Annotated in this window: 25 protein-coding genes; 10 read left to right on the forward strand and 15 right to left on the reverse strand. The window is 32.1% G+C overall.

Translation table 11 applies throughout. The annotated features are described in order from the left end of the window. Window positions 1-67 precede the first annotated feature (67 nt). From B0A68_RS23990 to B0A68_RS24035, 10 genes are all read right to left on the reverse strand, one after another. On the reverse strand, window positions 68-679 hold the full coding sequence (locus B0A68_RS23990; RefSeq protein WP_035680961.1) for an RNA polymerase sigma factor: 612 nt from the start codon (window positions 677-679) through the stop codon (window positions 68-70). A gap of 390 nt (window positions 680-1,069) precedes the next feature. Next, a complete protein-coding gene (locus B0A68_RS23995) occupies window positions 1,070-1,498 on the reverse strand; it encodes a hypothetical protein (RefSeq protein WP_035680960.1) in 429 nt (142 codons plus the stop codon). Window positions 1,499-1,638: 140 nt separating this feature from the next. Then, a complete protein-coding gene (sucD, locus tag B0A68_RS24000) occupies window positions 1,639-2,511 on the reverse strand; it encodes a succinate--CoA ligase subunit alpha (RefSeq protein ID WP_007808093.1) in 873 nt (290 codons plus the stop codon). Window positions 2,512-2,597: 86 nt separating this feature from the next. Continuing rightward, window positions 2,598-2,960, reverse strand: coding sequence for a nuclear transport factor 2 family protein (locus B0A68_RS24005; RefSeq protein ID WP_035680958.1), 363 nt, complete (start codon window positions 2,958-2,960; stop codon window positions 2,598-2,600). Window position 2,961: 1 nt separating this feature from the next. Then, the gene (locus B0A68_RS24010; RefSeq protein ID WP_035680956.1) at window positions 2,962-3,891 is read right to left on the reverse strand and encodes a UDP-3-O-(3-hydroxymyristoyl)glucosamine N-acyltransferase; all 930 of its coding nucleotides are present in this window, start codon (window positions 3,889-3,891) and stop codon (window positions 2,962-2,964) included. 136 nt (window positions 3,892-4,027) lie between these two features. After that, window positions 4,028-4,594, reverse strand: coding sequence for an elongation factor P (gene efp, locus B0A68_RS24015; protein ID WP_035680954.1), 567 nt, complete (start codon window positions 4,592-4,594; stop codon window positions 4,028-4,030). Between the two features lie 94 nt (window positions 4,595-4,688). After that, window positions 4,689-5,474 (reverse strand): acyl-ACP--UDP-N-acetylglucosamine O-acyltransferase, encoded by a 786-nt coding sequence (gene lpxA, locus B0A68_RS24020; protein WP_035680951.1) that lies wholly within the window; start codon window positions 5,472-5,474, stop codon window positions 4,689-4,691. 75 nt (window positions 5,475-5,549) lie between these two features. Beyond that, on the reverse strand, window positions 5,550-6,938 hold the full coding sequence (locus B0A68_RS24025; RefSeq protein ID WP_035687708.1) for a bifunctional UDP-3-O-[3-hydroxymyristoyl] N-acetylglucosamine deacetylase/3-hydroxyacyl-ACP dehydratase: 1,389 nt from the start codon (window positions 6,936-6,938) through the stop codon (window positions 5,550-5,552). Then, on the reverse strand, window positions 6,931-7,974 hold the full coding sequence (lpxD, locus tag B0A68_RS24030) for a UDP-3-O-(3-hydroxymyristoyl)glucosamine N-acyltransferase (RefSeq protein ID WP_035680948.1): 1,044 nt from the start codon (window positions 7,972-7,974) through the stop codon (window positions 6,931-6,933). The genes B0A68_RS24025 and lpxD overlap by 8 nt, the downstream gene beginning before the upstream one ends. 39 nt (window positions 7,975-8,013) lie before the next feature. Beyond that, a complete protein-coding gene (locus B0A68_RS24035; protein WP_035680945.1) occupies window positions 8,014-9,243 on the reverse strand; it encodes an HD domain-containing protein in 1,230 nt (409 codons plus the stop codon). 222 nt (window positions 9,244-9,465) lie between these two features. Between B0A68_RS24035 and porX the strand changes: the two genes are divergently transcribed. The 6 genes from porX (at window position 9,466) to B0A68_RS24065 (ending at window position 14,376) form a co-directional block, all read left to right on the forward strand. Then, on the forward strand, window positions 9,466-11,019 hold the full coding sequence (porX, locus tag B0A68_RS24040; protein ID WP_035680941.1) for a T9SS response regulator signal transducer PorX: 1,554 nt from the start codon (window positions 9,466-9,468) through the stop codon (window positions 11,017-11,019). A gap of 112 nt (window positions 11,020-11,131) precedes the next feature. Further along, window positions 11,132-11,539 carry a tRNA (adenosine(37)-N6)-threonylcarbamoyltransferase complex ATPase subunit type 1 TsaE gene (tsaE, locus tag B0A68_RS24045; protein ID WP_035680937.1) on the forward strand — a complete coding sequence of 136 codons (408 nt, stop codon included), beginning with the start codon at window positions 11,132-11,134 and terminating at the stop codon, window positions 11,537-11,539. A 12-nt stretch (window positions 11,540-11,551) separates the two neighbouring features. Then, window positions 11,552-12,115 (forward strand): hypothetical protein, encoded by a 564-nt coding sequence (locus tag B0A68_RS24050; RefSeq protein WP_035680935.1) that lies wholly within the window; start codon window positions 11,552-11,554, stop codon window positions 12,113-12,115. A gap of 80 nt (window positions 12,116-12,195) precedes the next feature. Further along, entirely contained in the window at window positions 12,196-12,669 is a 474-nt protein-coding gene (locus tag B0A68_RS24055) for a GNAT family N-acetyltransferase (RefSeq protein WP_035680933.1), read from the forward strand. Window positions 12,670-12,753: 84 nt separating this feature from the next. Next, complete coding sequence (locus tag B0A68_RS24060; protein ID WP_035680930.1) at window positions 12,754-13,953, forward strand: alanine dehydrogenase; 1,200 nt, start codon at window positions 12,754-12,756, stop codon at window positions 13,951-13,953. 36 nt (window positions 13,954-13,989) lie between these two features. Next, window positions 13,990-14,376 carry a DUF4258 domain-containing protein gene (locus tag B0A68_RS24065; protein WP_035680928.1) on the forward strand — a complete coding sequence of 129 codons (387 nt, stop codon included), beginning with the start codon at window positions 13,990-13,992 and terminating at the stop codon, window positions 14,374-14,376. Window positions 14,377-14,603: 227 nt separating this feature from the next. On the opposite strand, the gene B0A68_RS24070 is transcribed toward B0A68_RS24065, so the two are convergent. Beyond that, complete coding sequence (locus tag B0A68_RS24070) at window positions 14,604-15,269, reverse strand: uracil-DNA glycosylase (protein WP_035680926.1); 666 nt, start codon at window positions 15,267-15,269, stop codon at window positions 14,604-14,606. A gap of 140 nt (window positions 15,270-15,409) precedes the next feature. On the opposite strand from B0A68_RS24070, the gene B0A68_RS24075 reads away from it, so the two are divergent. Together B0A68_RS24075 and B0A68_RS24080 are read left to right on the forward strand one after the other, a co-directional pair. After that, window positions 15,410-17,575: an endonuclease MutS2 gene (locus B0A68_RS24075; protein WP_035680923.1), complete on the forward strand. Its 2,166-nt coding sequence runs from the start codon at window positions 15,410-15,412 to the stop codon at window positions 17,573-17,575. 288 nt (window positions 17,576-17,863) lie between these two features. Further along, window positions 17,864-18,310 (forward strand): thiol-disulfide oxidoreductase DCC family protein, encoded by a 447-nt coding sequence (locus B0A68_RS24080; RefSeq protein ID WP_051892435.1) that lies wholly within the window; start codon window positions 17,864-17,866, stop codon window positions 18,308-18,310. 67 nt (window positions 18,311-18,377) lie between these two features. Here the strand turns inward: B0A68_RS24080 and ettA are convergent, their stop codons facing one another. From ettA to holA, 4 genes are all read right to left on the reverse strand, one after another. Further along, window positions 18,378-20,069 carry an energy-dependent translational throttle protein EttA gene (ettA, locus tag B0A68_RS24085; protein ID WP_035680920.1) on the reverse strand — a complete coding sequence of 564 codons (1,692 nt, stop codon included), beginning with the start codon at window positions 20,067-20,069 and terminating at the stop codon, window positions 18,378-18,380. 203 nt (window positions 20,070-20,272) lie between these two features. Beyond that, the gene (locus tag B0A68_RS24090) at window positions 20,273-20,632 is read right to left on the reverse strand and encodes a hypothetical protein (protein WP_035680917.1); all 360 of its coding nucleotides are present in this window, start codon (window positions 20,630-20,632) and stop codon (window positions 20,273-20,275) included. A gap of 89 nt (window positions 20,633-20,721) precedes the next feature. Then, window positions 20,722-20,904, reverse strand: a complete 183-nt coding sequence (locus tag B0A68_RS24095; RefSeq protein ID WP_035680915.1) for a CAL67264 family membrane protein — start codon at window positions 20,902-20,904, stop codon at window positions 20,722-20,724. A gap of 63 nt (window positions 20,905-20,967) precedes the next feature. Beyond that, the gene (gene holA / locus B0A68_RS24100) at window positions 20,968-21,972 is read right to left on the reverse strand and encodes a DNA polymerase III subunit delta (RefSeq protein ID WP_035680912.1); all 1,005 of its coding nucleotides are present in this window, start codon (window positions 21,970-21,972) and stop codon (window positions 20,968-20,970) included. Between the two features lie 95 nt (window positions 21,973-22,067). On the opposite strand from holA, the gene B0A68_RS24105 reads away from it, so the two are divergent. Both B0A68_RS24105 and B0A68_RS24110 read left to right on the forward strand, forming a co-directional pair. Beyond that, complete coding sequence (locus B0A68_RS24105; protein ID WP_035680910.1) at window positions 22,068-22,514, forward strand: type I restriction enzyme HsdR N-terminal domain-containing protein; 447 nt, start codon at window positions 22,068-22,070, stop codon at window positions 22,512-22,514. A gap of 19 nt (window positions 22,515-22,533) precedes the next feature. Continuing rightward, on the forward strand, window positions 22,534-23,553 hold the full coding sequence (locus tag B0A68_RS24110) for a glycosyltransferase family 2 protein (RefSeq protein WP_035680907.1): 1,020 nt from the start codon (window positions 22,534-22,536) through the stop codon (window positions 23,551-23,553). Window positions 23,554-23,566 lie beyond the last annotated feature (13 nt).

Below are 23,566 nucleotides of genomic sequence, written 5' to 3' on the forward strand. Positions count from 1 at the left end.
TAGAGGACAGCTTTACTATTATATACTCACCTATTTATGATTTTTTTTTGATATTTTATTAAAATAATCATAAAACGCTCGAAGATATCAGTAAAATAAGGGGAATTGAACCCTTCCATTCTTTACGAAGACTTAAAAGGGCACGATATAACAAATTGTTTGCAGATTGATAATTAACATCCAGCAATTCAGCAATTTGTTCTACCGACAATCCTTGGTGATAACGCAGATACAGTGCTTCTTTTTGTCGTGGAGGTAAATCATTTAATAATTTATTGAGATATAAAACGCGCTCTGCAGTTACTTCATCTTCTACAAGTTCATTTTCTATAGAAAAATCAAATAAGAATTCAATTGCCTCTGTCGAAGTGGTTTTACGAAATATATGATCTCTTTCAAATAAGCGGGCAATTCTTTTTCTAACACTAGACAGCAGATATGCTTTTACAACAACGTTATCCTGCAGTGAATTTCTATATACCCAAACATCTGCAAAAACATCCTGAACACAGTCCTGAACTTTTTCTGAAAATGGCGAAAGGGAATTTCCATAACAAATCAAATCTTTGTAATATCTTTCAAAAAGAATCGAAAATGATTTTTCATCACCTTCCTTTAAATTACTCCAAAGCACATCATCATTAAATCCTTTACTCTTTTTTATAATTTGGTTTGACATAGTTGTGAGAATGAAAATTAAAACCGAAGACTTAACTCTAATATAAGGCGGCAATTAATTCTGATTTAAGTAAATTATCAATTTATTTACATTAAAAAACAAACTAACTCTTAGGTTTAAGAATTAAATTTTAACATTATATTTAGTTTTTGTTTGATAAATATATAAAAGACTAATTTCAAAAACCAATTTTATTACAAAAAAAATCTTAATTTTTTAAAATTAACAATATAATCCCTGTATTTAATTCTTAATCTTAATTTAACATTGTTAAAATTTAATTTATCTCATAACCTTAAAACACAAATAACACCTTTTAAAAATTTTTAAATAAAAAAGCCTTACTAAAAACAGCAAGGCTTGAGATAAATTATGATGTATATTACACTTTTAGAAAGCTACATTCCATCGTGGAAGTTTACTATTTTCATCAAGAAAATTTTGTAAAACCTGACCTTCAACTGTTGTTGGAATTCCTTTTATATCAGTATTAAAAGTTTCATACCAAACTACTTCAAGAGCCGAAATATTTTCTAATTTCATTTGAGCAGGCCAAGAATATTTTCTTCCTGTTTTAGCAAACTGATGTCCGTTTACGATTTTATCATATAAACCGCCATTTTTACTTTTCAAAGTCCCATCATTTTGAACGGTTCCTGTAGAACCAACCATGATTAATTCTTTTGCATCACCTTCAACAGCATAAACTACAAAAACTCCTGCGCCAGATTCTGGAGCATTACATGCTTGTTCTAAACTATCTTCAATTGTAAAAGTAAAACTGCTGCTTACTTTAAACTTTTCTAATTCTTTGTACATATTATCTTTTGTTTTGTCACGAAGGTTCTAAGATTCTAAGAAACTAAGTGTTTGTTTAAATTCCATTCATTCTATTAATGTAAAAAAAGTCTCAACAAATATTGAGACTTTTTTGGAATTTGTTATTATCAGATCGGAAATTAACCCAATACTTCTTTTACTTTTTTACCAATTTCAGCTGGTGAATCAACAACGTGAATTCCGTTGTCTCTCATAATTTGTTTTTTAGCGGCAGCTGTATCATCAGAACCACCAACAATAGCACCTGCGTGACCCATTGTTCTACCTGCAGGAGCAGTTTCTCCAGCGATAAAACCAACTACTGGCTTACGGTTACCATCAGCTCTAACCCATTTAGCAGCATCAGCTTCTAATTGACCTCCAATTTCACCAATCATGATGATAATTTCAGTTTCTGGATCGTTCATTAATAATTCAACAGCTTCTTTAGTTGTAGTTCCAATAATTGGATCTCCACCAATACCGATAGCTGTAGTAATTCCTAAACCTTGTTTTACAACCTGATCAGCAGCTTCGTACGTTAAAGTTCCAGATTTAGAAACGATACCAACTGTTCCTTTTTTGAAAACGAAACCTGGCATAATACCAACTTTAGCTTCACCTGGTGTAATTACACCTGGACAGTTTGGTCCGATTAATCTAGAATTTCTTTCTTTTACATAGTTATTTGCTTTAATCATATCTGCTACAGGAATTCCTTCTGTAATAGCAATAATTACTTTAATTCCAGCATCAGCAGCTTCCATAATTGCATCAGCAGCAAAAGCCGGCGGAACAAAAATGATAGATGTATCTGCCCCAGCCTGATCTACAGCATCTTTTACTGTATTAAAAACTGGACGATCTAAATGGCTAGTACCTCCTTTTCCAGGAGTAACACCACCAACAACATTAGTACCGTACTCAATCATTTGAGAAGCGTGGAAAGTTCCTTCGCTTCCTGTAAATCCTTGAACAATTATTTTGGAATCTTTATTAACTAAAACACTCATGATATATATTTTATGTAGTTTTTAAAATTGTGTTGCAAAAATAAGGTTTTGTAATGTATTTTAACCCTTATAATGTCAAAAAAATATTAAGAAAATTGACTCATCTGATAACCTCTAAAAAGTTTATCATCTTTTATCTGCCAAATTGTAACAAAATGAGCCAATAACATCTCTTCTCTGGGATTCTCTATCGTTTTTACAAAATGAGAATAGCGCACCGATACCAAATCTTCTTCGGCTATAATATGACTGATTCGCACCTTAGAGCGAACATATGCTCGACTTAACTCATTTGCCATCTCAAGCATCGAATCATAATTCATTTGAATCAATCCTTTACTGCTGTTCCATTCTAATATAAAGTCCGGATGCAGATAAGTCTTTAACTCCTCACTGTCTATTAAGGCGTCTGACTTATAAAATTTTTGAACAAATTCTTTAATAGACATATTACTTCAATTTACTTAGAATTTCAGGAATCTTCTTGATATTAGCCATTTGCTTCAACTTTTCTCTTGATTCTTCGATTGGAGTACCAAAATAAGACTTCCCTCCTTCAACCGATTTAGTAACACCTGTCTGTCCCATAATAACAGCCTTCGCTCCTATCGTGATACCACTCGTAGTTCCTACCTGACCCCAAATTGTAACTTCATCTTCTATAACAACACATCCTGCAATACCGGTCTGCGACGCTATTAAACATTTTTTTCCAATTACAGAATCATGGCCTACATGCACCTGATTGTCAATTTTTGTACCTTCTCCAATTGTTGTGTCACCAGTAACCCCTTTGTCAATTGTACAAAGCGCCCCAATACCAACATTATTTTCAATTACAACTCTTCCGCCAGAAATTAACTGATCAAAACCTTCTGCTCGTTTTTTATAATAAAATGCATCGGCACCAAGAATAGTTCCGGCATGAATTATAACATTATCGCCAATGACAGTGTGATCGTAGATAGAAACATTTGAATGAATCAAACAGTTTTTACCAATCTTAACTTCGTTTCCGATAAAGCAGTTAGGCTGAATAACAGTTCCTTCTCCAATTTCAGCAGAAATTGATATCGCCGAATTTGATGCGTGAAAAGGCTTAAAATGTTTTGTTAAGGTATTAAAATCTCTAAAAGGATCATCAGAGATTAAAAGTGCTTTACCTTCCGGGCAGTCAACTTTTTTATTAATTAAAACAATTGTTGCTGCAGATTGCAAAGCTTTATCATAATATTTTGGATGGTCTACAAAAACTATGTCTCCTGGTTCTACAACATGAATTTCGTTCATGCCTAAAACCTCAAAGTTTTTGTCACCAATAAATTCGCAGTTAAGCAAATTTGCAATTTCTTCTAAAGAGTGAACTTTTGGAAATTTCATATTTTTAAATTAGAAAATTTATCAATTAGAGAATGTGTCAATTAGAAAATGTGTTAATTAGAAAATAAAAATATTCAATTTCTGCTGAAGCATCAATTTTCTAATTGACTCATTGACAAATTATCTAATTAAAAAACTACTCTTTTACACGCTCCATGTAATTCCCTGAAGCAGTATCGATTTTAATTTTATCACCTTCGTTAATGAATAAAGGTACGTTTACATTTGCACCTGTTTCTACCGTAGCAGATTTAGTAGCATTTGTTGCTGTATTTCCTTTTACTCCCGGCTCAGCATATGTAACTTCAAGAATTACAGAAGATGGCATATCTACTGATAAAGGCAAATCAGTTTCAGTATTTACCTGCACCATAACACTTGTTCCTTCTTTTAATAATCCTGGAGCATCCAAGATGTTTTTATTCAAAGAAATCTGCTCAAAAGATTCTGTGTTCATAAAATGAAACTCATCTCCTTCAGCATATAAAAATTGGTAATTATGCGTCTCTACACGCACATCATCTATTTTGTGTCCTGCAGAAAATGTATTATCTAATACTCTTCCTGTAGTTAAACTTCTCAACTTTGTTCTTACGAAAGCTGGACCTTTTCCAGGTTTAACGTGAAGAAATTCGACGATTTTATATATATCATGATTAAATTTAATACATAATCCGTTTCTAATATCTGATGTAGATGCCATTTTGTTCTTGTTTTATTTAATATTTTGTTTAACCGTTAAATCGTCTATCTGTTTTCGATGTAACGAATAAACAAATAAACGATTAAACTTTTATTTAATAGTTTCCTGAATAACCTTTCATAATTCCTCTTGATGAATTTCTGATAAAATCCAAAATTTCATCTCTCTCAGGAGTAGCTTCCATTTCTGCCTCAATAATACTCAAGGCTTGAGTCGTATTATAGTTCTTTTGATACAAAATTCTATAAATTTCCTGAATCTCTCTAATTTTATCAGTACTAAAACCTCTTCTTCTTAAACCAACAGAATTTATACCAACATAAGATAAAGGTTCTTTTGCAGCTTTTGTAAAAGGAGGCACATCTTTTCTAACCAAAGATCCTCCAGAAATCATGGCGTGATCTCCAATATGAATAAACTGGTGAATAGCTGCCAAACCGCCAATAACAGCGTGATTACCAACAACAACGTGACCAGCCAAAGCAACACCATTTACGATAATGGCATTATTACCAATCTCGCAGTCGTGTGCAATGTGAGCATAAGCCATAACCAGACAGTTATTTCCTAAAACAGTTTGTCCGGAAGCAATTGTTCCTCTATTTATAGTTACACATTCTCTAATAGTACAATTGTCTCCAATTATAGCAAGAGAATCTTCTCCTCCAAATTTTAAATCTTGGGGTACCGCAGAAATTACAGCTCCTGGAAAAATATTACAATTTTTTCCAATTCGTGCACCTTCCATGATTGTCACGTTTGAACCAATCCAAGTGCCGTCACCAATAACAACATTATTGTGAATCGTTGTAAAGGGCTCAATTACAACGTTTTTAGCGATTTTAGCGCCAGGATGAACATATGCTAATGGTTGATTCATATGTAAGTTTTATATTTTTTAATTAAAATACTCTGATTTTGGGCAACAAACGTAAACAATAAATTTGATAAATTCTTATTGTTTCCTTGCAATTTGCGCCATTAATTCTGCTTCAGTTACCAATTTTCCATTTGCGTACGCATTTGCCTGCATATGACAAATCCCTCTTCTGATAGGAGAAATAAGCTCGCACTTAAAAATTAAGGTGTCACCTGGCAAAACTTTATGCTTGAATTTAACATTGTCAATTTTCATGAAATATGTCAAATAATTCTCTGGATCCGGAACTGTGCTTAAAACTAAAATACCTCCAGTCTGAGCCATTGCTTCTACAATTAAAACTCCTGGCATAACTGGTGCTTCTGGAAAATGCCCAACAAAGAAATTCTCATTCATTGTTACATTTTTCAACCCAACAACATGACGATCAGACATTTCTATAATCCTGTCGATCAATAAAAATGGAGGTCTGTGAGGAAGCATTGCCATGATTTTATGAATATCCATCAAAGGCTCTTTATTCAAATCATAAACAGGAACATGATTTCTCTGCTCTATTTTAATGATTTTACCAATTTTCTTAGCAAATTGAGTATTGACAAAGTGCCCTGGTTTATTTGCAATAATTTTACCTTGAATACGAACTCCTATTAATGCCAAATCACCTACAACGTCAAGCAGTTTATGACGAGCAGCCTCATTTGGGTAATGCAATGTAAGATTGTCTAAAACACCATTTGGTTTTACAGAAATTTTCTCTTTCCCGAAAGCTTTCTTTAAATTTTCCATAGTAGACTCAGAAATCTCTTTATCTACGTATACAATAGCATTATTTAAATCACCGCCTTTTATTAATCCGTGCTCCAATAAAGACTCAAGTTCATGCAGGAAACTAAAAGTTCTTGAATTAGCAATTTCATCTTTAAAATCGCCTAAGTTTTTCATTGTAGCATTTTGAGTACCCAAAACTTTAGTACCAAAATCTACCATTGTTGTCACTTGATATTCATCGCTTGGCATCACAAGAATCTCGCTTCCAGTTGTTTCGTCTGTAAAAGAGATTACTTCTTTTACCACATAAACATTACGTTTAGCATCTTGTTCTTCGATTCCTGCTTTTTCAATCGCTTCAACAAAATATTTTGAAGAACCGTCCATAATAGGAAGTTCTGAAGCATTTAATTCTATGATAACATTATCCAAATCACATCCAACTAACGCAGCTAAAACGTGTTCCGGAGTTTGAATTTTAACCCCTAACTTTTCTAAATTAGTACCTCTTTGTGTATTAACAACATAATTAGCATCAGCCTCAATGACTGGTTGACCTTGCAAATCTACTCTTACAAAAGTGAAACCATTATTAATTGGAGCTGGTTTAAAAGTCATTGTAACTTCTTTTCCAGTGTGTAATCCAACGCCTGTTAGTGAAATTTCATTCTTGATGGTCTTCTGTTTAACCATTATTTCCATTTTTTGGGTTTATTATTTGTTTTTTTAATTCTTCGACTTCGGCAACGATCTTAGGGAAATTCTTAAAGTGAACATACGATTTATTAAAATCACTATATCCAAGTGATGGTGAACCTTGCAAAACTTCATCATCTTTAATGTTTCTTGCTACTCCTGACTGTGCCTGAAGCCTAACATTATTTCCAATTATTAAATGGCCTGCAATACCAACCTGTCCTCCTATAATACAGTTTTCACCAATTTTTGTTGAACCTGCAACACCGCTTTGAGCAGCAATTACAGTATTTTTGCCAATTTCTACATTATGAGCAATCATGATTTGATTGTCTAATTTTACTCCTTTTCTAATAATCGTAGAACCAAGAGTCGCTCTGTCTATAGTGGTATTAGCACCAATATCTACATTATCTTCTATAATAACATTACCAATCTGCGGTACCTTACTATATTCTCCAGCTTCATTAGGAGCAAATCCAAAACCGTCTGCACCAACTATTGTCCCAGAATGTATTGTACAATTGTTACCAATTATCGTTTCTGAATAAATTTTGGCACCGGCAAAAATACAAACATCATTACCAATTGTAACATTGTCACCAATAAAACTATTAGGATAAATTTTTACATTATCACCTAAAACCACATTTTGTCCTATATAACTAAAGCTGCCTAAATATAGATTTTCGCCATATTTAGTTCCTTCAGAAATAAAAGACTGCGGTTCAACACCTGTTTTATTTAATTTTACCTGATTATAAAAATGTAAAAGCTTAGAAAATGCTGCATACGCATCTTCTACCTTTATTAATGTAGTGCTAATTTCCTGTTCTGGGATAAAGCTAAGGTTAACAATCGTAACTGTTGCTTTTGTACTATATATATATTTAATATACTTGGGATTAGCCAAAAAAGTAAGCGATCCGTTCTCGCCTTCTTCGATTTTAGAAAGCTTAGAAACTTCTGCATTGGGATTCCCAACAACTTCTCCTTCTAAAATTCCTGCTATTTGTTCTGCTGTAAATTTCATCGCGACAAAAATATAAAAAATAGATTCTAAATGTTAATTTTAGATAAGTTGTTTTGGAAAACAGATGTAATATTTTGTTACCAATTTAGATAACGATTTCAAATTCAACTGATCAGAAGCCTCGACAACATCTTCAATTGTCTTATCTTTTTTCAAAATGCGTATTGGTTCTGCCTCTTTGCTGTAGGCTTGATTTTTTATTTTTCCTCTAAAAATAAAATAACCCGCTTCTAATTGGGTTATATTATGAGCATTAGCAAATTCTTCTTTTAAAGATTGAGATTCCTCCATCGGAATTTTCTCTGCACTTAGTTTAATTTTCAGTAAGTCTCTATTAATGATCATTTTACTTAACGTAGAAAGTATAAAATCATCTTGCCTCTGCCAAGCTTTTAAGGCACTGATAATATCAAAATCATCCAATTGAGAAAACAAATCTAATTTTTCGGCATCAAAATTCTCAAGAGTAATTTTATTTTGCATAAAATACAAAAGAGGCTCACTGCAAGGCAGATTTACTCCTTTTAGAGTCAGTTCTTTTGCTCTCTTAAGTACTTTCATCAAAATTAATTCGGCAACTAAACTTGTTTTATGCAAATAGGCCTGCCAATACATTAAACGTCTGGAAAGAAGAAATTTCTCAACAGAATAAATTCCTTTTTCTTCAATAACCAAAACATCATCAACCACATTCATCATCTGAATCAAACGTTCAGAATTGACATTTCCCTCTGCAACTCCGGTATAAAAACTATCTCGTTTTAAATAATCCATTCTGTCCATATCCAGCTGGCTTGATATAAGCTGCAGCATGAATTTTCTATGATAATCTCCTTTAAAAACCTGAATAGCCAAGCTTAATTTCCCATCAAATTCTTCATTAAGCTGGTTCATGAACAATAAGGAAATAGCCTCATGATTTACATCTTCAACAATACTTTTTTCCATAGCATGCGAAAATGGCCCGTGACCTATATCATGCAGCAAAATGGCAATTAATAAAGCGCATTCCTCTTCATTTGAAATCGCAACACCTTTAAATCGAAGTGTTTCGACAGCCTTCTGCATTAAATGCATACAACCTAAAGCATGATGCAGACGAGTATGATTTGCTCCCGGATATACTAAATAGGATAAGCCCATTTGCGAAATACGGCGCAGACGCTGAAAATACGGATGCTGAATTAAATCGTAAATAAGTTCGTTCGGAATACTTATAAAGCCATATATGGGATCGTTGAATATTTTTAACTTGTTGATTTGACTCACTATTTTATTCTTTTTTAGGTCAACAAATATAAGTAATTAAGTATAATTCTTCCTTTGTTTTTCATTTAAAAATCAACATAATACACTCTTGATTTTCAATTGCAAAATAGTATGCAAAATATATTTTACTTTAAAATCACAATTCATTATTCTGAAATTTATACTATTTTTAATACTTTTTAAGTTCTATACTTTTAAATTGCATTAAAAATAAATTTGTTTATGGATAAGATTAAAATACTTTGGGTCGATGACGAAATCGATCTTTTAAAGCCTCATATATTATTTCTTGAAAAGAAAAACTACGCTGTAACAACTTGTAATAACGGTCTGGACGCAATTACTTTATTTGAAGAAGATAATTTTGATATTGTTTTTTTGGATGAAAATATGCCGGGAATGAGCGGTTTGGAAACACTTTCTGAAATGAAAGAAAAAAAATCGGCCATCCCAATGATTATGATCACAAAAAGTGAAGAAGAATATATAATGGAAGAAGCCATTGGTTCTAAAATCGCTGATTATTTAATAAAACCAGTAAATCCAAATCAGATTTTATTGAGTTTAAAAAAGAATCTGGATGATTCGAGATTAATTACCGAAAAAACAACTTTAGATTATCAGAAAGAATTTAGGAAAATTTCGATGGAATTAGCTATGGTTAATTCTTACGAAGACTGGGTTGAACTGTACAAAAAATTACTTTTTTGGGAATTAAAACTAGAAGACATCAATGATACTGCGATGATTGAAATCCTTGAATCTCAAAAAGTTGAAGCTAATTCTCAATTTGGAAAATATATCGAACGTAATTACGAAGACTGGTTTGCACCAAAAGCAGACAAACCAATTCAGTCCCATACTTTATTTAAAGAATTAGTAGTTCCTGAATTAAAAAAGAAAGATAAACCGATTTTATTTGTTGTAATTGACAATTTACGTTACGACCAATGGAAATCTTTTGAAACTGTAATTTCAAATTATTACAAATTAGAAAAAGAAGTTCCTTATTATTCCATTCTTCCAACTGCTACACAATATGCCAGAAATGCAATATTTTCCGGGCTTATGCCGGTTGAAATGGAAAAACAATTTCCTCAATATTGGAAAAACGACGTAGAAGATGGAGGAAAAAATCTTTATGAAGCCGAATTTTTATCAGCACAATTAAAGCGATTGGGACTTAATATTAAGGAAGATTATTTTAAAATCACTAATTACGCAGGCGGTAAAAAGCTTTCTGAAAACTTCAAAGCATTAAAAGGAAATGACTTAGTAACAGTTGTTTACAACTTTGTAGATATGTTATCTCACGCCAAAACAGAAATGGAAGTTGTAAAAGAACTTGCTTCTGATGACAAAGCGTATCGATCGCTTACTTTAAGCTGGTTTAAAAATTCTCCTTTATTAGAAATTATTCAGCAAGCACAGCTTTTAGGTTTCAAATTAATCCTGACAACAGATCACGGAACAATTAATGTAAAAAACCCATCTAAGGTAGTCGGAGATAAAAATACAAGTTTAAACTTGCGCTACAAAACAGGCCGTAGTTTAACCTACGAGCAGAAAGATGTTTATGTAGTAAAAGAACCCAAAACTATTGGTCTTCCCGCCATAAATATGAGCAGTTCGTTTATTTTTGCCAAAAATGATTACTTTTTGGCTTACGTAAACAACTACAATCATTATGTAAGTTATTACAAAAACACGTATCAGCATGGCGGAATTTCTTTAGAAGAAATGATTATTCCGTTTTTGATTTTTAATCCTAAATAAAAAAGCTGCCACGAATTACACAACTTTTCACTAATTTTTTTTCTACAAATTATAATAGAAAAATGATTTAATTCGTGAAAATTAGCGAAATTCGTGGCAAAAAAACATAACAATGAACATCGTTTTTTCTTTAGATCAAATTCAAGAAACTGCAGAACAGATTCTAGCATCGAATCCAAAAAAAATTATTCTTTTTAATGGAGATATGGGCGTTGGTAAAACAACTTTAATCAAACAATTATGTAAAAGTTTGGGTGTTGAAGATGCTACCAGCAGTCCTACCTTTTCTCTGGTAAATGAATATTACACCAACAACAATCAAATCGTTTATCATTTTGATTTTTACCGATTAAACAAAGAAACCGAAGCGCTTGATATGGGAGTTGATGATTATTTATATTCTGGAAACTGGTGCTTTATTGAGTGGTCTGAAAAAATTGCTAATCTGCTTCCAGAGGAATATTCAACTGTTAATATTCAATTATTGACTGACGGGAAGAGAGAATTAGAATTATTATAAAACAAATTTTATATGTCAACAAAAAAAATACTTATTTCATTTGGATTAATTACAATATCCTTAATAGTATTGTTTTTTGTATTTTTAATTGGAATAACAACCGATTTTTTATCTGATAAAATTGAAGATGCTGACATTGTAAAATGCAAAGAAATTGTAACTATTATAGAAAGAAACAAAGCATTTATCAAAGACAGTATCTCTAAAGATGCCGATGGAGATGGTGAGTGCATTAGATATTTTATTGAAAACGAAAAAGATATCGATAAATTATTTTCCAAAATCAGCCAGACAGACAAGCAAAGATTCAATGAATTGATTAAAAGTAAATTTTGTGAATATGTCGAAATTGGAGAACCTAAAAACTGCATAATGTTTTGCATGAAAACATCTAATCACAATTGGAGCATTATAGGAAAATATAAAAAGATGTTTATAATCTACGAAAAAACTCCTAGATGCAATTGTAAAGACAGTCCTATTGGCGACCCAAATTATGCCGAATATGTAAAAAAACTTTCCGACAATTGGTATCAAACAAAGGTAAGAATATCGAGGAGGCATTTTGGCTGTTAAACTTGAAAAAACCATAAATAACTGCATCTAATAGAGGTTTGTAAGCTTAATAAAAATACATCTTCTTTAAAACAATACTAATGAACTCGGAAAAAACAGTAGAAATAATTCCCTTTTCTTCAGATCTAAAAGAACATATTAAAATCTTAAACGTCGCCTGGCTTGAAAAATATTTCAAAGTTGAAGAAAAAGACGAACTGACACTTTCAAATCCGCAAGAAGAAATTATAAAAAAAGGCGGGAAGATTTTTTACGCTCGATATAATGGAGAAATTCTGGGAACATATTCATTATTAAAAATTGATGATGAGGCATATGAATTAAGTAAAATGGCAGTTTCTGATAAAGCACAAGGTCTTGGTGTTGGAAACAAAATGTTACTACACTGCATGACTACAGCAAAAGAAAACAACATTAAAAAGTTGATTTTATATTCAAACACAATGCTGCTTCCTGCAATTCATTTATATAAAAAATTTGGTTTTGTTGAGATTCCGCTGGAAGATGGTGTTTACGACAGAGCCGATATTAAAATGGAAAAAATACTACCTTAATTATTAATGTTTTATTAGCAGATTTATTCTACTAATTTTAAAACTTTTTACGTAATTTGTACTCTTAATTTTTTGTATAACCCCATGTCAATTACTTTAACTCCATTTACGAAACAACAATTACTGCCACAAGAAGAAAAACTTGAAATTGGCCGATTTAAAAGAGAACTTTTTATAGGAATACCTAAAGAAACAAGTTATCAGGAACGTCGTATTTGTTTGACACCAGACGCTGTAAATTCATTAACGTATGAAGGTCATCGCGTTATGATTGAATCCGGAGCAGGAGAAAGTTCAAGTTATACAGACAAAGAATACAGTGATGCTGGCGCAGAAGTTACTAAAGACACTAAAAAAGTTTTTGGCTGTCCTTTTTTACTTAAAGTTGAACCGCCAACATTAGCAGAAATTGAAATGATTAATCCTGAAACGATTATAATTTCTGCCATTCAGCTAAAAACCAAAAAGAAAGCTTACTTCGAAGCTTTAGCTCAGAAAAAAATTACCGCACTTGCATTTGAATATATTAAAGACGAAGACGGCTCTTATCCTGCTGTAAAATCTTTAAGCGAAATTGCCGGAACTGCTTCAATACTTATTGCTGCAGAGTTAATGATCACGGATGAATTTGGAAAAGGACTTTTATTCGGAAATATTACTGGTGTCCCTCCTACTGAAGTTGTCATTTTAGGCGCTGGAACTGTTGGAGAATTTGCTGCAAAAACCGCAATCGGACTTGGTGCAAACGTAAAAGTTTTTGATAACTCGATTACCAAATTACGTCGTTTACAAAACAATTTAAATCAAAGAATTTTTACATCTACTATTCAGCAAAAAGGTCTTTTAAAAGCATTAAGACGTTGTGATGTCGCGATTGGCGCCATGCGTGGTAAAGAAAGATGCCCGATTGTAGTCACAGAAACTATGGTAGAACATATGAAGAAGGGCGCAGTAATTGTCGATGTAAGTATTGATACCGGCGGTTGTTTTGAAAGCTCTGAAGTTACTACTCACGAGAAACCGACTTTCATCAAAAATAATGTTTTGCATTATTGTGTACCAAATATACCTTCTCGATATTCTAAAACTGCCTCATTATCAATAAGTAACATTCTTACACCGTACCTGCATCAGATAGCCGAAGATGGTGGTTTAGAAAGTGCCATCAGATGTAACAAAGGCCTTAAAAACGGGATCTATTTATACCACGGAATCCTAACAAATAAAGCAATTGGCGACTGGTTTGATTTACCAGACAATGATATTAATTTACTTGTATTTTAAGGGAACTTTAATGTACATTTGCAAAAAAAATATTTCATGAAGTTCGTACACCGTTTTGCATATTATTTGATTGGTTTAATTATGGGATGCTTTTTTGTAGCCCTTGTATTTAGTGGAAAAGATACTCGATGCAACTATTTTCCAAATGCCAGAGTTTTAAATAATTTACGCACAAAACCTTTCCAATATTCAGATAAAGCAATTCAGACTTTAAACGAAAAATGGGTTGACACTGCAGATGTGAGAAAAACATTAACATACGGCGATGTCGATTTTGATCAAAGTAATGTTCCGTTCAAAAAAGGAAAATTATATGTAATTGAAGGTAAAACGATCAAAGATCAGGAGATTATTTTAAAAGTAATCAACTACGAAAACAAAGCAGTCTTAGAAGAAATTATTAAGAAACCTATCGAAAAATAATTCCCTTTTTTGTCATTTTGTCGAAGAAGAAATCAACTAGAAACTCGACAAAGATTGGCGATTGTAATTGCGAAGGATGGATTAAAATCCATCCCAACAATATGTTTTATTCCTACAGAACTCTTTCTTAAATTCCTTTTAATCCGTTGATATAGTAAAATAATTAGTCGCCTCATAAAATCTTACTATTTGACTTACATCACTTATATGGTTTAAAATAGTACAACCTACCATTTAATATCCTTCAATCCTTTTGATTTCAAAAAAGCATTTGTTTGACTAAAATGTTTATTTCCAAACCAAAATCCTCTATTAGCACTTAAAGGTGAAGGATGTCCTGATTTTAAAATATGATGTTTTGATGCATCAATCAAAGCTGCTTTTTTTTGAGCAAAACCACCCCAAAGTAAAAACACCACATTTTCTGATTCAGCAGAAATTTGTTTAATTACAGCATCTGTAAATTTTTCCCAGCCTTTTCCCTGATGACTTCCCGCTTCAGCTTGTCTAACGGTTAAAGTAGCATTTAAGAGAAAAACTCCCTGATCTGCCCATCGCTCTAAATTTCCTGTTTTGGGCATCGGTATATTTAAATCATTTTCAATTTCTTTGAAAATATTTTGAAGTGACGGCGGAAACGGAATCCCATCATTTACAGAAAAGCATAAACCATTTGCCTGATTAGGTCCATGGTAAGGATCCTGCCCAATAATTACAACCTTTACCTGATCAAAATGGCAATGATCAAAAGCCGAAAAAATCTGACTCCCTTTTGGAAAACAAACTTTAGCTGCATATTCAGATTTAACAAAGGAAATTAATTCATTAAAATATGGTTTATCAAATTCCTCATTCAAAACTGGTTTCCACGAATCATGCATTTTTACGTCCATATCTTTTTTTTTAGGCTAAATTCGTAAATTTTCTATTGAAATCATATTTGACAACAGTAAAATTTAGCCTTAAACTTTGTAGAGTGCAATGATTTAGTTTTTGTACTTTTGTGTATACATTATATTGTTATAAAAATTAAATGATTAGCATTACAGAAAAAACATTACAGGATTTACAATTTCCAACAGTTCTTGAAACCATTTCGGCAGGATGTAATACAGACATTGGAAAAGAAAAAGCCTTAAATATAACTCCTTTTAGAGATAAAGAAACTTTGATGCAGGCCTTGATGCAAACGTCAGAGTATGTTTCGTCATTTCAGAATAATAACGCAATCCCGAATCACGGTTTTGATGCTATTACAAACGAAATCAAATTCTTAGCCATAGAAGACAGCTTTCTTGAAGTTGGCAGTTTTAGAAAAATTGCCACACTTTCGTCTACTTCAAATTTTCTTTTAAATTTCCTTAAAAAATTTGATGACTATTATCCAAACTTAAATGCAAGAGCTTCACGAGTAGAATATACTAAAGATATTGTTACTCTTATAGATGCCATTGTAGACAAATATGGAGAAATAAAAGACAACGCCTCTCCTGCTCTTTTGAGCATTCGCCAAAACATGAATATAGTTCGCGGAAAAGTAAATCAAAGCTTTGGAGTCGCACTTACACACAATAACAGTCTTGGTTATTTAGATGATATCAAAGAAAGTTTTGTACAAAACCGTAGAGTTTTAGCCGTTTTAGCGATGTACCGCAGAAAGGTAAAAGGCTCTATTTTAGGCAGTTCCAAAACAGGAAGTATTGCATACATCGAACCAGAGGCTACTTTACAATATTCCAGAGAATTAGCTAATCTTGAATACGAAGAAAAAGAAGAAATTACGAGAATTCTGAAACAATTATCAAATCAGATTCGACCATTTTTACCTTTGTTAATTGAGTACCAGGATTTTTTAAGTGATATTGATGTTGTTGCGGGAAAAGCAAAATATGCTAATAGAATTAACGGAATCTTACCAACAATTACTGAAGAACGAAGGTTATTTTTTAGAGAAGCGTACCATCCTATTTTGTATTTGAACAACAAACAAAAAAACGAAATTACACATCCGCAAACAATTGAATTAAAACAAGATAACCGAATTATTGTAATTTCCGGACCCAACGCAGGCGGAAAAACAATTTCGCTAAAAACAGTGGGGTTATTACAATTAATGCTGCAATCAGGAATGCTGATTCCGGTGCACGAAAGAAGCGAAACTTTCTTGTTTGATAGAATTCTGACCGATATTGGAGACAATCAATCTATTGAAAATCATTTAAGTACTTATAGTTACCGATTAAAAAACATGAATTATTTCTTGAAGAAATGCAACAAGAAAACCATGTTTTTAATTGATGAATTTGGTACAGGTTCTGATCCTGAACTGGGAGGAGCTTTGGCTGAAATTTTCTTAGAAGAATTTTACCATCGTGAAGCTTTTGGTATTATTACAACGCATTATTCAAACTTAAAAATTCTTGCAAACGAACTGCCTTTTGCAACAAACGCCAATATGATGTTTGATGAAAAGTCTCTCGAACCAATGTACAAATTGGCTCTTGGTCAAGCAGGAAGTTCATTTACTTTTGAAGTAGCATTGAAAAACGGAATTCCGTTTGGATTAATAAATCGTGCCAAAAAGAAAATCGAAGTTGGAAAAGTACGTTTTGATAAAACAATTGCAACACTTCAAAAAGAACGTTCGAAACTCGAAAAAACCTCTATAAATCTAAAAGAAGAAGAAACGAGAGCAAGAGAGGAAAGCAAAAAGATGGAAAACATCAATGTAAAAATCAAGCAAAAACTCGAAAGCTATCAGGAATTGTATGACAGCAATCAGAAGACAATTTACATTGGACAAAAAATTGAAGATATTTCAGAGAAATATTTCAACAACAAAAACAAAAAAGAACTAATTGGTGAATTTTTAAAAATTGTTGAAATTGAAAACTCAAAACGCAAAAAAGCAACTCCCAAAGAAAGCAAGGCCATAATCGAAAAGAAAAAAGAAGTTATTGCTGAAGTTTCTGTTCAAGTAGAAGAAATACGAAAAGAGAAAAAAGAAAAGAAACTTAAACCCGTTATCGAAAAACCAAAACCAATTTTAAAAGTTGGCGACCGAGTACGAATGCTTGAAGGAAGATCTGTAGGAAGTATCGATTCGATCGAAAAAAATAAAGCCACAGTAAATTACGGTGTTTTTACTTCTAAAGTAAGTTTGGACGAGTTGGAATTGGTCGAAGCTGTAAAAAAATAAGTTTTCAATTTAAATTACATTTTCAAAGGTAAAAATCACAAAAATTGGTCTAAAACCAAAATAAAGAGATTTAATAAGATATTTTAAAAAATACAATTAAGAAGATAGATGTTTTAAAAAAATAGCTTAAAAACAATTTATGAAAGTCGTTTTTGATATATAAAAATAATACAAAATTGAATTTCCATAATAAAAACCAATTATAATAAAAATCTTATTTTTTAGCTTTACTCTTTAGTTTTGTCTTTTCGAGGAACGAAACAATCACACTAAATAAAGAACTAATAAATGAAAACACAAAATGAGATTGCTTCGTTTCCCGAAATAACTTTAGAAAAAAACAAAAAAATAATCCTCTTTGATGGAGTTTGTAATTTATGTGACAGCGCAGTTCAGTTCATCATTAAGCACGACAAAAAAGATGTTTTTAGATTTGTAGCATTGCAATCAGAATTAGGGATTTCAATATGTAAATATCTTGGAATCAGTTTTTCCAAAATGGATAGTATTATTTTATACAATCCAGGAACGGCATATTTTTACAAATCTTCGGCAGTTATTGAAATAGCTAAAAATTTTGGCGGGTTTTGGAATCTGGTTCAGATTTTCAGAATTGTTCCAATATTTCTTAGCGACAAAATCTATGATTATATTGCAAAAAACAGATACAATTGGTACGGTAAAAAAGAAAGCTGTATGGTTCCAACTCCAGAATTGAAAACTAAATTTTTGTAAATAATAAAATCCCAAATTCACGATTAATTGGAATTTGGGATTTTTTATTTAAATTTAATAGAAAATATTATCTAATTAACTTTCTGTATTTCAAACGTTTTGGAGTTAAATCACCACCAAGACGTTTCTTTTTGTTTTCTTCATAATCAGAGAAACTTCCTTCGAAGAAATAAACTTCAGAATCTCCTTCAAATGCTAGAATATGTGTACAGATTCTATCTAAAAACCATCTGTCGTGCGAAATAATTACAGCACAACCAGCAAAATTCTCCAAACCTTCTTCAAGTGCACGAAGTGTATTTACGTCAAGGTCATTCGTAGGCTCATCCAGCAAAAGTACGTTTCCTTCTTCTTTTAATGTCATTGCTAAGTGCAAACGGTTACGCTCACCACCAGAAAGCATTGATACTTTTTTATTCTGCTCGCCGCCGCCAAAGTTAAAACGTGACAAATAAGCTCTAGAGTTCACTTGCTTTCCTCCCATCATAACCAATTCCTGACCGTCTGCAAAATTTTCCCAAATAGATTTGTTCGGGTCAATATTAGAATGCGACTGATCTACATAAGCGATTTTTACAGTTTCTCCAACAGAAAATTCGCCGCTGTCAGTTGCTTGTTCGCCCATAATCATTTTGAAAATAGTCGATTTACCAGCACCATTTGGTCCGATAATTCCAACAATTCCAGCTTGTGGTAAAGTAAAGTTCAAATTATCATACAATAATTTTTCCCCAAAAGCTTTTGCAACATTCTTTGCTTCAATAACATTTGTTCCTAAACGCGGACCGTTTGGGATATAGATTTCCAGATTTTCATCCAGCTGTTTTTGATCTTCGTTTAATAATTTATCGTAATTCTGTAAACGTGCTTTTTGTTTTGTCTGACGACCTTTTGCACCTTGACGAACCCACTCCAACTCACGTTCTAAAGTTTTTCTTCTTTTAGAAGCTACTTTTTCTTCCTGCGCCATACGACTAGATTTTTGGTCTAACCAAGATGAATAATTTCCTTTCCAAGGAATACCTTCTCCTCTATCCAACTCAAGAATCCAACCCGCAACATTATCAAGGAAATAACGGTCGTGCGTTACCGCAATTACAGTTCCTGCATATTGTGCTAAATGCTGCTCTAACCATAGAACTGACTCAGCATCAAGGTGGTTGGTAGGCTCATCTAGAAGCAATACATCTGGCTGTTGTAATAACAAACGACATAAAGCTACACGACGACGCTCACCTCCAGAAAGGTTTTTGATAGGTGTATCACCTTCTGGTGTACGAAGCGCATCCATTGCAATTTCTAATTTGGTATCGATTTCCCAAGCACCAAGAGCATCAATTTTATCTTGCAAAGCGGCTTGACGATCCATCAATTTATCCATTTTATCTGGATCTGAATAGTTCTCTTCAAGACCGAATAAATCATTAATCTGGTTGTATTCTTCTAAAACAGCCATAGTTTCTGCTGCTCCTTCACGAACAATTTCGATAACGGTTTTAGAATCATCAAGAATTGGCTCTTGCTCTAAATATCCAACAGTATATCCTGGTTGAAAAACAACATCTCCCTGATAATTTTTATCAACTCCTGCAATAATCTTTAATAGAGAAGATTTTCCTGAACCGTTAAGTCCTAAAATTCCAATTTTTGCTCCGTAAAAGAAACTCAAATAGATATTTTTAAGTACAGGTTTGTCTGCTCCCTGATAGGTTTTACTCAATTTTTGCATTGAGAAAATTACTTTCTTATCGTCTGACATATAATTTTTTTATTTTTATTAATTAATTTATTTTGATAGATTTTAGACTTTTACAACGTTGGACTGATGAAAATTTACTAAATGAGGAAATCATTTATCTATGAACAGATTATTTAGATTTATTTCATAATCGATATATATATATACAAATTAGACCAGATTGATTACTTACCGTAACTTCTTTATTGAAAACAACAATTTAATTATGTATGAGTATCTTCAATAATATAATTTCTCCAATCTCTCATAAATTCATAGATTTCTTTTGTTTTAATCTCTGAAATACATTTACAATCATTATAAGTATCAATTACTAATGAAATTTCTTTTTTACATTCGATAGAATAAACTTCATATCCAAAATCGTAATACTGTAATTCTCCCGATAGAACTTGTTCCAAAAAAACTACAATTTCATTTAAATAATCAATTTTTAGATTTTTAATTTCTGTAGAAAAATGCTCACCGTAATTTTCTTCATTTTCAATTAATATTATTGCAGTTGATTTATTAATATGATCTCTTTCGTCGAAATAATTATATTTTTCAAATTTATATTTCATCTTTTATTAGGCAAAAATGAAGCTTTAGGGTTATCAAAACTCAATTAAAATTGAATTTCAAAATATCTTTAAGAATTTTATTGATTTTGTTAAACTCTTCCCTTTAATGCATTAAAAACCCACGCATTAGCAAAAAAACCAACACCTACAGCAACAAATCCCCAGCCTGAAACATCTCTGTATCTAAATGCACCCAGACCTATAAGCAACAATCCCATAAGCACCATTATAAAAGTAGCCCATCCTAAAACGGTATTTTTATTCATTCCCATAATTGTATATTTTTAACGTCGTTTAATTTTTTCGGAAATGCAAATATCGTGAATTTCTATGGCTTAATTAAATATTTTATACAGCATTTCTTTTAATAAATCTGATTGAGAAAGTGCGTTGGCGCCAACACCTTTGCTTTTTACATCAATCTCACGCAGTGCTCCCACAATCTGACTTACTTTTCGCATTGGGTAATTTTTTACTGCTAAATCATATTCCTTTAAAAAATAAGGATTTACACCAATAGCCGAAGCCACATTTTTAGGATTTTTATCTTTTAATCCGTGGTATTTTAAAAGCTGAATAAAAAATCCGAAAACTAAACCTGTAGTCATCACGAGAGGATATTCTTTAGGATTATGTGCGAAATTTTCGGCTATCTTATACGCTTTTAACTGATTACGTTCACCAATTGCTTTTCTCAATTCGAAGACATTGTAATCTTTGCTAAAACCTATATTTTCTTCTATATGCTGCGGAGTAATCATTGTTCCCGCTGGTAAAATAATCTGAAGTTTTTCAAGTTCATTATTTATTTTACTCAAATCGGTACCTAAAAACTCTACCAGCATGGCATTTGCTTTTGGGTCAATTGTGTATTTTTTCCCCGCCAACACACGTTTTATCCAATCTCCAACTTGATTTTCGTACAATTTTTTACTTTCGTAAACGACACCATTTTGAGCCAATAACTTAGTTACTTTTTTGCGTTTGTCAAGCGTTTTATATTTGTAACAAAAAACAAGCACGGTGGTTTCCATCGGATTATTAACATAAGATTCAATTTTATCAATTGTTCTTGACAAATCCTGTGCTTCTTTTACAATAACAACCTGACGATCAGCCATCATCGGATAGCGCTTGGCCGTTGAAACAATATCTTCAACAGAAACATCTCTTCCGTATAATACTGTTTGATTAAAACCTTTCTCTTCTTCTGCAAGAACGTTTTGCTCAATATACTCTGATAATTTATCTATATAATAAGGTTCTTCTCCCATTAAAAAATAAATCGGCTTTATATTTCCAGCTTTAATATCGTTTACAATTTTTACAACTTCATCCATTCAATATCTGTTTCAAGTTTCAGGTTTCAAGTTTCTGGCTTCAATAACTTGAAACTTTAAACCTGAAACCTGAAACTATTTTATATTTTTGCCTTATGTTAAAGCTAAATTTCCCTACTTATACTTTTCGATTCAAAAATAGCGAAAATAAAGTGTCTATTTTTGATGAAATCAGGAAAAAATTTATCATTCTTACTCCAGAAGAATGGGTACGACAACATGTAGTTCATTACTTAATGAATGAAAAAAAATATCCAAAATCACTTATAAACGTAGAGAAGGTTTTAACAGTCAATGGATTACGAAAACGTTATGATGTAGTAGTTTTTAATTCTGATGGTTCTATACATATTTTGGTCGAATGTAAAGCTCCGGAAGTAAAAATATCGCAGGCAACTTTTGATCAGATTGCACGTTATAATATGACAATGAAGGCACGGTTTTTGAATGTCACAAACGGTCTGAGCCATTTTTACTGTCAAATGGATTTTGAAAATGAAAGATATGAGTTTTTGAGAAATCTGCCAGACTATAAAGAATAATTAAAAATTAATAGAGACTTTGGATAAAATAGCTGTCGTAATTTTAAATTGGAATGGAGTAAAACTTTTAGAACAGTTTCTGCCTTCTATTATTCAATTTTCTAAAGAAGCAAAAATATACGTTGCGGATAATGCTTCAACTGATGATTCTGTGAATTTTGTCAGACAGAATTTCCCTTCAGTTGAAATTGTAAAAAACACTGGCAATTACGGATTCGCAAAAGGCTATAACGACGCCTTAAAACACATTGATGCAGAAATTTACGCATTGGTTAATTCTGATATTGAAGTAACAGAAAATTGGCTTCAGCCTATTCTTCATACTTTTGATTCTGAAAAGCAAACCGCTATTATTCAGCCGAAAATTCTTGATTTTAAGAATAAGGAATATTTTGAATACGCGGGTGCGGCTGGAGGTTTTATTGATAAATACGGATTCCCATTTTGCAGAGGCCGCGTCTTTGAAACTATAGAAAAAGATAACGGTCAATATGATGATAACTGCGAATTATTCTGGGCTTCCGGAGCTTGTTTTTTTATAAGAAAAGACGTTTATGACGAATTAGAAGGTTTTGACGAAAGTTTCTTTGCGCATCAGGAAGAGATCGATTTATGCTGGCGTGCTGCAAATGAAGGCCACATTATAAAATACAACTCTGCATCAGTAGTATATCATGTTGGAGGCGCTACTTTACAACAAGGAAACCCTAAAAAAACTTTTTTAAATTTTAGAAATTCACTATTGATGCTTGTAAAAAACCTGCCAAAAAAAGGCTTGTTTTTTGTAATTTTCTTTAGAATGGTTTTAGATGGAGTGGCCGGTATTCGTTTTCTTACACAAGGAAAGTTCAAACATACTTTTGCTATTTTAAAAGCACATTTTTCATTTTATTGTATATCTTTAAAATATCTAAGACAAAGAAAAGATTTCCAAATTCAGCAATACTATACCGTAAAAAGTGTCGTTTACTTATACTACATAAGGAAATTGACGATTTTTAAAGAAATCTTTAACACTATTCAAAATATTAAAAACTAAATTTGTAATCAAC

This window comes from Flavobacterium reichenbachii, from assembly GCF_002217435.1.
In the GTDB taxonomy this organism is placed as follows: Bacteria; Bacteroidota; Bacteroidia; order Flavobacteriales; family Flavobacteriaceae; genus Flavobacterium; species Flavobacterium reichenbachii.